General features: G+C 65.9%; 13 protein-coding genes and 1 riboswitch. Of the genes, 8 read left to right on the top strand and 5 right to left on the bottom strand.

Annotated features, from left to right (window positions below; all coding sequences use genetic code 11):
- Window positions 1–4: 4 nt before the first annotated feature.
- Genes QZ189_RS09235 through egtB form a run of 4 tightly spaced genes read right to left on the bottom strand, consistent with a single transcriptional unit; the run spans window position 5 to window position 2835 of the window.
- Complete coding sequence (locus QZ189_RS09235; RefSeq protein ID WP_296421605.1) at window positions 5–433, bottom strand: hercynine metabolism protein; 429 nt, start codon at window positions 431–433, stop codon at window positions 5–7.
- Window positions 430–657, bottom strand: a complete 228-nt coding sequence (locus QZ189_RS09230; protein ID WP_247476554.1) for a hercynine metabolism small protein — start codon at window positions 655–657, stop codon at window positions 430–432. Before QZ189_RS09230 ends, QZ189_RS09235 begins: the two co-directional genes overlap by 4 nt.
- A 19-nt stretch (window positions 658–676) precedes the next feature.
- Window positions 677–1657 carry an L-histidine N(alpha)-methyltransferase gene (gene egtD, locus QZ189_RS09225; RefSeq protein WP_296421604.1) on the bottom strand — a complete coding sequence of 327 codons (981 nt, stop codon included), beginning with the start codon at window positions 1655–1657 and terminating at the stop codon, window positions 677–679.
- On the bottom strand, window positions 1654–2835 hold the full coding sequence (gene egtB, locus QZ189_RS09220) for an ergothioneine biosynthesis protein EgtB (RefSeq protein WP_296421602.1): 1182 nt from the start codon (window positions 2833–2835) through the stop codon (window positions 1654–1656). Before egtB ends, egtD begins: the two co-directional genes overlap by 4 nt.
- 78 nt (window positions 2836–2913) lie before the next feature.
- On the opposite strand from egtB, the gene QZ189_RS09215 reads away from it, so the two are divergent.
- Complete coding sequence (locus QZ189_RS09215; RefSeq protein ID WP_296415563.1) at window positions 2914–3921, top strand: cysteine synthase A; 1008 nt, start codon at window positions 2914–2916, stop codon at window positions 3919–3921.
- A gap of 9 nt (window positions 3922–3930) precedes the next feature.
- Window positions 3931–5532: a serine/threonine protein kinase gene (locus QZ189_RS09210; RefSeq protein WP_296421601.1), complete on the top strand. Its 1602-nt coding sequence runs from the start codon at window positions 3931–3933 to the stop codon at window positions 5530–5532.
- On the opposite strand, the gene smpB is transcribed toward QZ189_RS09210, so the two are convergent.
- On the bottom strand, window positions 5526–6023 hold the full coding sequence (gene smpB, locus QZ189_RS09205) for an SsrA-binding protein SmpB (RefSeq protein WP_247476558.1): 498 nt from the start codon (window positions 6021–6023) through the stop codon (window positions 5526–5528). The genes QZ189_RS09210 and smpB overlap by 7 nt on opposite strands.
- A 78-nt stretch (window positions 6024–6101) precedes the next feature.
- Between smpB and ruvB the strand changes: the two genes are divergently transcribed.
- The 6 genes from ruvB to thiC form a co-directional block, all read left to right on the top strand.
- Entirely contained in the window at window positions 6102–7142 is a 1041-nt protein-coding gene (gene ruvB / locus QZ189_RS09200; RefSeq protein WP_296415529.1) for a Holliday junction branch migration DNA helicase RuvB, read from the top strand.
- Window positions 7139–7876 (top strand): tetratricopeptide repeat protein, encoded by a 738-nt coding sequence (locus tag QZ189_RS09195; protein WP_296421600.1) that lies wholly within the window; start codon window positions 7139–7141, stop codon window positions 7874–7876. The genes ruvB and QZ189_RS09195 overlap by 4 nt, the downstream gene beginning before the upstream one ends.
- The gene (locus QZ189_RS09190; protein WP_296421599.1) at window positions 7876–9066 is read left to right on the top strand and encodes an amidohydrolase; all 1191 of its coding nucleotides are present in this window, start codon (window positions 7876–7878) and stop codon (window positions 9064–9066) included. The genes QZ189_RS09195 and QZ189_RS09190 overlap by 1 nt, the downstream gene beginning before the upstream one ends.
- Window positions 9063–9260, top strand: a complete 198-nt coding sequence (locus QZ189_RS09185; RefSeq protein ID WP_010314098.1) for a DUF3188 domain-containing protein — start codon at window positions 9063–9065, stop codon at window positions 9258–9260. The genes QZ189_RS09190 and QZ189_RS09185 overlap by 4 nt, the downstream gene beginning before the upstream one ends.
- Window positions 9261–9275: 15 nt before the next feature.
- Window positions 9276–9857 (top strand): HEAT repeat domain-containing protein, encoded by a 582-nt coding sequence (locus QZ189_RS09180; protein WP_296421598.1) that lies wholly within the window; start codon window positions 9276–9278, stop codon window positions 9855–9857.
- 5 nt (window positions 9858–9862) lie between these two features.
- Window positions 9863–9960, top strand: a riboswitch (TPP riboswitch).
- A 32-nt stretch (window positions 9961–9992) separates the two neighbouring features.
- A partial coding sequence (gene thiC / locus QZ189_RS09175) for a phosphomethylpyrimidine synthase ThiC (RefSeq protein WP_296421597.1) occupies window positions 9993–10882 on the top strand: 890 nt, incomplete at its 3' end.

Below are 10882 nucleotides of genomic sequence, written 5' to 3'. Positions count from 1 at the left end.
CCCATCAGAGCCCCTGCCGCCGGCGTAGCTCTTCGAGGGCCTGCTCGGTTTCAAAGCGGGCCCAGGCCGCATCCAGGTTGTCGCTGGGACTGGCGGCGGGTCTTGGTTGGGCTTGGGCCGGGCGCTGCTGCAGTTCCTGGCCAATGGCTTCGAGGCGCTGCCAGTGGCCCCGTCCCTGCTGCATCAGCCCATCCAGGTGATCCTGCGCCCGCTTCGCCAGGTCATGGGCACCAGCGGCTTGTGCCCGTTGCGTGCGCTCTTGCCACTGCTTGATCTCCGCTGCGAGTTCCAGCAGGGTCCGCCGCAGTTGGGCGGCCTCGCTGAGCAGCTCCTCCCGTAGCCGTGCGCTTTGCTCGGGATGGGACCTCAGGAAGGCCTCGAGCTGCTGCTCGAGCTTGTCTTCGAGCTCATCCCACCAGGACCAGGAACTCACGCCGAGGGAGGACGGGTGATCAGCGGGGCTTCGATCTCCTCCTGCAGAGGGGTGATTGCCGCTTCCCGCGAGCGCAGCAGCAGTTGGGTGAGGCGGGCAATGGCGCCCTCTCCGAGGTTCTGGGTGGTCAGTTGCTCAAAGGCCTCGCCGTAGAGCTCCTCGAGTTGGGCAATCAGGTTTTCCCGCAGTTCCCGGGACGCTCGCCGCTGATCTTCCCTCGCCATCGCAGTTCCGTGAGGGCGTTCAGTCTGCCTGCTTCAGCAGGTGCAGCGACAGGTCGCCGCGGGGATCGCTCCAGCGGGCTTCGCTGCTCCAGCCGGCCCGGGCGGCGAGGTCCAGGAAGGCCTCTGGGCTGTACTTGTGGCTGGTTTCGGTGACGAGGGCTTCGCCCGCCGCAAAGTGCCAGCTGCGGCCGCAGGCCTGCACCGTTTGCTCCCGCTGGCTGATGAGGGCCATCTCGATGTGGCTGGCTTCAGGCACCCAGCGGGCCTGGTAGCGGAACTGGTCCAGGTCGAAATCGCAGTCCAGATCGCGATTCAGCCGTTGGAGCAGGTTGAGCGCGAAGCGGGCCGAGATCCCTGCCGCGTCGTCGTAGGCCGCCTCCAGCCGTTCGGTGGCTTTCGGTTGATCGATGCCGATCAGCAGGGTTCCACTGGGACCGAGTAGCCGCCGAAATTGCCGCAAGAGCGCTTCGGCGGCAGCGGTGGTGAAGTTGCCGAGGGAGCTGCCTGGGAAAAAGCCCAGGCGCCGTTGCGTCTTCAGCAGGGGATGGCTCGGCAGCTGCTCCAGTTGGCTGTAGTCGCAGCAGATGCCCAACATCGGCACGCCGGGATGGTCCCCTTGCAGGCGCCTGCAGGCCGTGGCCAGATGGTCGGCACTGATGTCCAGGGCGACGTAGGCCGGCTGCTCCAGCGCCTGCAGCAGTGGCCCCACCTTGCGGGCGCTGCCGGCTCCGAACTCCACCAGGGTGCCCTCGCCGAGGGCCGCGGCCATCGCCTGAGCCTGGTTTTCGAGCAGGGCTGTCTCGGTCTTGGTCAGGCTGTACTCGGGCTGCTGGCAAATCAGGTCGAACAGCCGCGATCCTTCGGCGTCGTAGAGAAACCAGGCCGGCAATTGCTTGGGGGTTTGGCTTAGGCCCTCGATCACCAGCTGGCGCATGTCCGCGGCGGCGGGATGGAGATCGAGCAGTTCCGGGACGCCGCTGCGTTGCAGGGTGCTGGTCATGGCTGCACCCCCTTCGCCAGGCGAATTCCGCTGGCCATCCAGCGGCTGTGGGGTGGATAGAAGTTGCGGTAGCTCAGGCGCTCGTGTCCGGCCGGCGTCAAAAAGCAGCTGCCCCGCAGCACGAACTGTGAGCTCATGAATTTGCCGTTGTACTCACCAATGGCCCCAGCGGCAGGCGCAAAGCCGGGATAGGGCCGGTAGGGGCTGCCCGTCCACTGCCAGAGGCAGCCGAAGACCTGGGCCAGCTGCTCGTTGGTGGCCGCGAGCTCCCATTCGGCCTCCTCGGGCAAGCGGGCCCCGGCCCAGCGGGCGTAGGCATCGGCCTCGAACCAACTGATGTGCCGCACTGGGGCATCGGGATGGCGCGGCCTGCGGCCCGCGAGGCTGAATTCCCATTCGCCCCGCCAGTAGCGCGGAGCCTGCCAGCCCCGGTCCTGCACCAGGGCCCAGCCTTCGCTCATCCAGAGGTCGGCGCGCTTGTAGCCCCCGTCGGCGATGAAGGCGGCGTACTCGGCATTGCTCACCAGCCGTTGGCTGATGGCAAAGGGCTCCAGCCAGACCCGGTGGCGGGGGGCTTCGTTGTCGAAGTGAAAGTGCCCCGAGGCCGGATCGAGGCCGATCTCCACCAGGCCTCCCTCGACGTTCCGCCAGCCCCCTGGCCCCGGGTTGGCCCAGCTGGCCTCGTAGTCCGCTTCGGGTTCGGCGATTGCTTCAGGTTCCAGGGGATTGCGGCTGAAGCCATCCAGCAGATCCATCAGCAGCAGCTCCTGGTGCTGCTGCTCGTGCTGCAGCCCCAGTTCCACGAGTGCAGCCGGCAGGTGATCCAGCTCGGCCATCAGCGCAGCGGTGACGCGTTGGCGCCAGGCCAGCACCTCAGCGATGGAAGGCCGGGTCAGGAGGCCACGCTCCGGTCTGGCGTGCCGTTCGCCCACCGATTCGTAGTAGCTGTTGAACAGGTAGCGCCAGCGGCTATCGGCGCAGTCGTAGCCCTCCAGCTGGCTCAGCAGGAACTCTTCAAAGAACCAGGTGGTGTGGGCGAGATGCCACTTCGCTGGGCTCGCGTCGGGCATCCCCTGCAGGCAGAGGTCCTCCGGTTGCAAGCCCGCGATCAGTTGCTCGGTCGCGCGGCGGATTTCCTGCAGACGCGGCAAGACTGCGGCAGCTGAGGTCGTCACCATTCCGTCGGCTTCCGCTGAGCGGACCCTAGAAGCTCAACCTTGCTGCATCAACGCTTCTACGATCGCCGTAACGCAGAAATGGGCATGGGCGCCAGCACTCCGGGGATTGCATCCGGCTTCGTCGGTGCGGTGGGCCAGACCCCGCTCATTCGTCTGAATGCCCTCAGTGCTCTGACCGGTTGCGAGATCCTCGGCAAGGCCGAGTTCATGAACCCCGGTGGCTCCGTCAAGGACCGGGCCGCGCTGGGGATTCTGTTGGAGGCCGAAGAACAGGGCCTGCTCAAGCCCGGCGGCACCGTGGTGGAAGGGACGGCGGGCAACACCGGCATCGGCCTGACGCACCTCTGCAATGCCCGCGGGTATCGGGCGGTGATCGTGATCCCCGAGACCCAATCGGCTGAAAAGATTGGCCTGTTGCGCAGCCTGGGGGCTGAGGTGCGCACGGTTCCGGCTGTGCCCTACAAGGACCCGAACAACTACGTCCGTCTCTCAGGCCGCATTGCCGAAGAGATTCCCGGCGCGGTCTGGGCGAATCAGTTCGACAACCTCGCCAACCGCCGCGCCCACTACAAGACCACTGGACCAGAGATCTGGGAGCAAACCGGCGGCAAGGTGGATGCCTGGGTGGCGGCAACCGGCACCGGTGGCACCTATGCCGGCGTGGCTCTTTATCTGAAGGAGAAAAAGCCGCAGCTGCGCTGTGTCTTGGCTGATCCCCACGGCAGCGCCCTCTACAGCTGGGCCACCAGTGGCGAACTCAGCAGCGAGGGCAACTCGATCACCGAGGGCATTGGCAACAGTCGCGTGACCGCGAACCTGGAGGGGGCTCCGGTGGATGACGCGGTCCGGATCCACGATCAGGACGCCCTTCAAACGATCTACGACCTGCTCTGGCAGGAGGGTCTGTTCCTCGGCGGCTCCGTCGGCATCAATGTGGCGGCGGCCGTCGAGACAGCACGTCGCATGGGGCCCGGACACACCATCGTCACGGTCCTCTGCGACAGCGGCGATCGCTATCGGTCACGGCTTTATGACGGTGAGTGGCTGAAGGGCAAAGGTCTGGAGCAACCTGAGCGCGCGGCCTGATCCACATTGGTGGAAGACGATCCGAGGTTGGAGCCAGGGGCGCTGATCGGCGGTCGCTATCGACTCGAGCGCTCCCTTGCGGAGAACCGCTGGCTGGCCAGTGATCAAGCGGCAGCCGATGCGTCGGTGCACCTTCTCCATCTGAGCGGGCTGAGCGATGACCAGCGGGAGGAGTGGAGCAAGCGCTGGCTTCAGCTGCAGGGGGTCCTCCATCCCCAGCTGCCTCGCTTTGCCGATCTGATCAGCAGCGATGGGGAGCTCTGGCTGCCGCGCCCGTGGCAGGAGGGGGAGTCGTTTCAGGCCTTGCTGGAGGGTGGACAGACCTTCGACGTCCCAGAGGTCCTGGAGCTGTTGCGGCAGCTCTTGCCTCTGATGGCTTTGCTGCACAGCCATCGTCTCTCCTGCGGAGATTGGTCGCCCTCCCAACTCCTGAGGCGATCGGCGGATGGGCTGCCCGTCCCCCTAGCCCTGGAGCAGCCAGCCCCATGGGATCCCCAGCGGGATTTGCTGGCTCTCGGCGAGTGCGCCCAAGCCTTGCTGGGTGCTGAGGCCGCGGCGGCCTTGGCATCGATTGGGCCCCTGCAGGCCTTGAGTAGCGATCGGCCTGAGCTGCGTTTCCCTTCAGCGGCGGCTGCTCTGGCGGCTTTTCAACAATTCACTCCCGCATTACCTGCTCCAATCCCGCTGGTTAAGCACTCCACCCCATCGCGGAGGCGCAAGCGGCAGCAGGAGCAGGACGCGGAAGGACGGCTTTGGCCGGTGGTGGTTGCGCTGGTGCTCGCTGCCTTGGTGGGGACCGCCTTGGGTTGGTTGGTCTTGAGCCGGGGGAAGGTCACTAGCCCAATGGCGCTTCCCAGCTTTCGGCTCCGCTCGAGCTTGCCGGCGGCGGAGATCAATCAGCGGGAGCAGTTGCTCAATCGCCTGCGGGCCCTGCAGGTGGATCGCCGCTGGTTCCTCAAGTTGGTGGACGCCAGCTTTCTGGAGCGTGGCGGCCGGCTGCCATCGGATAGCCAGGCGGATGCACCCCTGCGCATGGTGTGGAGTGAACTGGCTGAGGACTGGCTGAGCCGCGTGGAGCAGTTGCCGCTGCCCTTGCGGCCGCGCTTGGGCAATCTCACCGCCACCGATTGGAATCGCCGTCAGCAGGGCCTCGTGGCTCAGGGACTCAGCCCGGAGGTGGTCCAGAAGCTGGTCTCTGGGAGCGCGCTCAACCTGCTGAACGGTTCCCAGGCTGCCGAGATCCCCGCGGAGCCCTTTCGGCAGCTCTGGTATGCCGCCGCTGAACAAGCCCTGGGCAACCTGCAGATCGAGCTGATCGAGGGGAAGCGCAACAGCACCAAGACCGTCTCTGCCTGGGTGCCGGCTGGGGGTGCCCGGGTGTTCCCGATTCAGGTTCCGCCTGGCAGTCGCTTGGTCCTTGGCGTGAGGGGATCGGCCTTGATGCAGATGAGCGTCTTCGCCGCCGATGGACAGCTGCTGGAGGCGCGTGGACCACTGCGGGTGGTGAGCCTTGGGGAGGTCAAACGCTCCCCGGTTCAGGTCCTGATCAGCAACGACGGCTTGTCCTCGGCGAGCTTGACGCTCTCCTTGCGGGTTGACCCGAATCAGTAGCGGGCGATGGCTTTCTTGGCGTCCTTGATGTCCTGCTTGCGCCGCTCCTCCTGACGCTTGTCATGGAGCTTGCGGCCCTTGCCCAGGCCGATGGTGGCTTTGATCCAGGAGCCCTTGAGGTGGATGTTGAGGGGAATCAGGGTGAGGCCCTTCTGATCGACGGCGATGCGCAGTTTGTCGATCTCTCTGCGGTGGGCCAGCAGCCGGCGGGTCCGGAGGGGCTCGTGGTTGAAGTAGGCGCCGGCGTGGGTGTGGGGGGAGATGTGGACGTTGTGCAGTTGCAGCTGTCCCTTGCGGATCAGGCAGAAGCCATCCCGCAGGTTGACCTGCCCAGCCCGGATGGACTTGACCTCGGTGCCCATCAGCTCGACGCCGCACTCGAGGGTTTCGAGGATTTCGTACTGGTGCCGCGCAAAGCGGTTGTCCGCCAGCAATTTGTTGGCGGCGTCCCGAAGGGCCTTGGCGTTCTTTTTGCCCCCGCCCTTAGCCATGGCGCCGCGATCTCAATCCAGTGACCCTAGGGATGGATCCGCTGGCCGGTGGTCGTCCGCTGCCGATACCCTCGGGCGATGGCCATCGTTTCTTCGGGATCAACAGCGCCGCGTCAGCCGGCCCCGAGGTTGGTGGATCCTGCCGTCAGTGAGCAAGAGAAGCCGCTCCAGCGCGAGGATTCCCTCAGGCCCAAGCAGTTAGCCGATTACATCGGCCAAAGCGAGCTCAAGCAGGTTCTCGGGATCGCGATTGAGGCCACCCGCGCCCGCGACGAAGCCCTGGATCACGTGCTGCTCTACGGCCCTCCGGGTCTGGGCAAGACCACCATGGCGATGGTCCTGGCCGAGGAGCTGGGGGTGCGGTGCCGCATCACCAGTGCGCCTGCCCTTGAGCGTCCCCGCGACATCGTTGGCTTGCTGGTGAATCTCCAGCCCCGGGAGCTGCTGTTCATCGACGAGATTCACCGCCTGACGCGGGTCGCCGAAGAACTGCTCTATCCGGCGATGGAGGACTTTCGCCTGGATCTCACGGTCGGCAAGGGCACGACGGCCCGGACCCGCACGATTCCCTTGGCCCCCTTCACCTTGGTGGGGGCGACAACACGGGCGGGTTCCCTGAGTTCACCCCTGCGGGATCGCTTCGGTCTGATCCAGCGGCTGGAGTTCTACGGACTGGAGGATCTGCAGGCGATCGTGCAGCGGGCGGCCGGTTTGCTGCAACTCGACTTGGCGGAAGAAGCGGCCCTCGAGGTGGCCCGCCGCTGCCGGGGCACCCCGCGCATCGCCAACCGTCTGCTGCGGCGGGTGCGCGATGTGGCCTCCGTCGGCGGCCATGCGCGGGTGAGCGCTGAGCTGGTGCAGCAGGCCTTGAGCCTGCACCGGGTGGATGGCCGCGGCTTGGATGCCAGCGACCGGCGGCTGCTGGATCTGCTCCACAGCGGCTATGGCGGTGGCCCGGTGGGTCTCGACACCCTCGCGGCCGGACTGGGCGAAGACCCCGTCACCCTCGAATCGGTGGTGGAACCGTTTCTGCTGCAGCAGGGGCTGCTGCAACGCACCCCCCGCGGTCGGGTGATCACCCAGGCGGGCATTGATCACCTGCAGGATCAGGCGGCATGACAGCGCTTCTCGCCGTTTTGCTGGCGGTGCAGCTGAGCCTGCCCCAACTGTTTGACCAGGCCCTGACGGCGAGTCGTGAGGGGGCGTTCCCCCAGGCCTTGGATCTTTGGAACCAGGTCCTGGAGCTGGCGCCCGAGGACGCTGCGGCTTGGAGCAATCGCGGCAATGTCCAGCTGGCCCTGGGTGACCCCGAGGCGGCGATTGCCGACCAGTCCAAGGCGATGCAGCTGGATCCGAGCAACGCCGATCCCCATCTCAACCGCGGCACAGCTGAAGAAGCCCTGAAGCAGTGGGATGCCGCAGAGGCGGATTACCGCTGGATCCTCGAGCGCGGCGCCGATGCCTCTGCGCTCTACAACCTCGGCAATGTGCAGGGCTCCAAGGGGGACTGGGAGCAGGCCCGAGGCAGCTTTGATCAGGCAGCCGAGACCCGTCCAGGTTTTGCGATGGCCCGCTCCAGTACGGCCCTGGCGGACTTTCAGCTGGGGGATCTGGACTTGGCGGAGAAGGAGCTCCGCAGCATCATTCGCCGCTATCCCCTCTTCGCCGACGCCAGGGCTGCTCTGACTGCGGTGCTCTGGCGTAAGGGTGAGTCCGGCGAAGCCGAGAGCCATTGGGCTTCGGCTGCGGGCTTGGATCCGCGTTACCGCCAGCCAGAATGGCTCCTAGAGATTCGGCGCTGGCCGCCGGTTCCGGTCCAAGCCCTGTCTGACTTTTTGGCCCTGAGCAGCTGATGCCCGATCTGCTCTCCCGCGACCAGCTCAAGGCGGAGGTCAAGGCCGCCCAGCAGGAGCTGCTGGCGATTCGCAGGCATCTGCATGCCCATCCGGAACTCAGCGGCAATGAGCATCAGACCGCCGCTTTGGTGGCCGGCGAGTTGCGCAAGCTGGGTTGGCGTGTCCAAGAAGGGGTGGGCCGCACGGGGGTGCTGGCGGAACTGGGTCCGAGCGGTGGCCCCGTGGTGGCCCTGCGGGTGGATATGGATGCGTTGCCGGTGGAGGAGCGAACGGGCCTGCCCTATGCCTCGTTGAACCAGGGCCTGATGCATGCCTGCGGCCATGACATCCACACCACCGTCGGCTTGGGCGTGGCTCGAATCCTGGCGCCCTTGGCCGAGCAGCTGGGCGGCACGGTTCGCTTGCTGTTTCAACCGGCGGAGGAGACCGCCCAAGGGGCGGCCTGGATGGTGGCCGATGGGGCGATGCAGGGTGTGGATGCCCTGTTTGGCGTGCATGTCTTCCCCAGTCTTTCGGTCGGAACGATCGGGGTGCGCAGCGGCAGCCTGACCGCCGCCGCCGGTGAACTGGAGGTGGAGGTCTTGGGTGAGGGTGGCCACGGGGCGCGGCCCCACCAGAGCACCGATGCCATCTGGATCGCGGCTCGGGTGGTGAGTGGTTTGCAGGAGGCGATCAGCCGACGCTTGGACGCGTTGCACCCCGTGGTGGTCAGCTTCGGCCGGATTGAAGGGGGTAAAGCCTTCAACGTGATTGCCGATCACGTCCGGTTGCTTGGAACGGTCCGTTGCCTGGATTTGGAGTTGCATGCCCAGCTGCCGGGCTGGATTGAGGAGACCGTGCAGGCCATCTGCAAGGGCTATGGCGGGGAGGCCCGGGTGAGCTACCGCTGCATCTCCCCGCCGGTCCACAACGACCCCGAACTCACCCAGCTGTTGGCCGATGAGGCGGTGGAACTGCTGGGCCGGCCGCAAGTGGAGTGGCTCGAGCAGCCGTCCCTGGGCGCTGAGGACTTTGCGGAGCTGCAGCGCGACACCCCCAGCACGATGTTCCGTTTGGGTGTGGCTGGGCCGAAGGGCTGCACACCCCTGCACAGCAATACCTTTGCGGCCGATGAGGCTGCGGTCGGGGTGGGCGTTGAGGTGCTCAGCGCCAGCTTGCTGCGTTGGCTGGAGCGAGCCGGCTCATGATCCGCAATTTGCTGGCCTGCTCCACACTGTTGCTGGTGCTGATTGGCCTGGCGGGGGTGCTGCTGCGCCAGGGGCCGGATCGCCTGCAGGCCCTACCGGCCCTTTTGATTGGTTTGGCCCTGTTGGCCCAGAGCACCTGGAGCTGGCGCCGGCGCCGCCGGGCGATCCTGCAGACCCTGCGGGACCAGCAGTAGAGGCAGAGTGTGCCGATGAACTTCGACGACCTGCGCGAGGCCATCGCCTCCGATAACCCCGGCAAGGCCCGTCCTGCCCTGGCCAGCCTGGTCCAGGCCAGTGCCGAGGAGGCCGAGCCGCTGCTGCTGCTGGGTCTCGAGCAGAGCGACATGATCATGCGGCAACTGAGCTGCTCGGGCCTGGGGCACAAGCCCACGGCGGCGGGTTGGGAGCCTCTCGTTCGCACGCTGAAGCACGACCCTGAGGTGGCCGTGCGCGCCGAAGCGGCCAATGCGCTGGTGAGCCATGGGATTGATCGGGCCTGGCCGCTGCTGCTGGAGTCGTTCCAGTCCGAGAGCGAGTGGCTGATCCACTGCAGCATCCTGTCGGCTGTGGCGGAGCACCCAGAGATTGCCCCTGAGCAGTTGCTTGAGTTGGCGCGCCTGGCGGTGGCCGAGGCCGATGGCACGGTCCGGGTGGGCGGCACCGAAATCTTGGGCCGTCTTGTGCGGGAAGGCAGCAGCGAGGCCCGCGAGGTGCTGCAGAGCCTGCAGCAGGACAGTGATCACCGCGTGGTTGCGGCAGCCTTGAACGGGCTGCAGTCTCAGACTTGCTAGGTTTTGGGAGTCACTAGGGGTGCCTCCCATTGCGGGGGCTGAGATCACACCCTCCGAACCTGATCCGGGTCATGCCGGCGCAGGGAAGTGAGAAGAGACACTCAGGTTGCGCCCCCGCCCAACGCCATAGCGGTTATGCGTAGCGCCTGGATCGAAAAGCGCAAAGGTCAAGCCAACGTCTCCCAGATGCACTACGCCCGTCAGGGCGTGGTGACTGAAGAGATGGCCTATGTGGCGAAGCGGGAGAACCTGCCCGAGTCGCTGGTCATGGAAGAGGTGGCCCGCGGCCGCATGATCATCCCGGCCAACATCAACCACGCCAACTTGGAGCCGATGGCGATCGGCATCGCCTCCAAGTGCAAGGTGAACGCCAACATCGGCGCCTCCCCCAATGCTTCCGATGCCTCTGAAGAGGTCAAGAAGCTGGAGCTGGCCGTGAAGTACGGCGCGGACACCGTGATGGATCTCTCCACCGGTGGCGTGAACCTCGATGAGGTGCGCACGGCGATCATCAATGCTTCGCCGGTGCCCATCGGCACGGTGCCCGTGTATCAGGCCCTCGAGAGCGTCCATGGCTCGATCGAGCGTCTCTCGGAAGACGACTTCCTGCACATCATTGAGAAGCACTGCCAGCAGGGCGTCGACTACCAGACCATCCACGCTGGTCTGCTGATTGAGCACCTGCCCAAGGTCAAGGGCCGTCTGACCGGGATCGTCAGCCGTGGCGGCGGGATCCTGGCCCAGTGGATGCTCTATCACCACAAGCAGAACCCCCTCTACACGCGCTTCGACGACATCTGCGAGATCTTCAAGCGCTACGACTGCACCTTCTCCTTGGGCGATTCCCTGCGTCCGGGTTGTCAGCACGACGCCTCTGACGCCGCTCAGCTGGCTGAGCTGAAGACTCTGGGCGAGCTGACCCGTCGCGCCTGGAAGCATGACGTTCAGGTGATGGTCGAAGGTCCTGGTCACGTGCCGTTGGACCAGATCGAGTTCAACGTCAAAAAGCAGATGGAGGAGTGCAA

The organism is Vulcanococcus sp. CPBay_Sum15L08_68 (assembly GCF_017855895.1).
Classification (GTDB): domain Bacteria; phylum Cyanobacteriota; class Cyanobacteriia; order PCC-6307; family Cyanobiaceae; genus Vulcanococcus.
The sequence above is the reverse complement of the archived record's forward strand: the minus strand, read 5'-3'. Positions and strand labels throughout refer to the sequence as shown.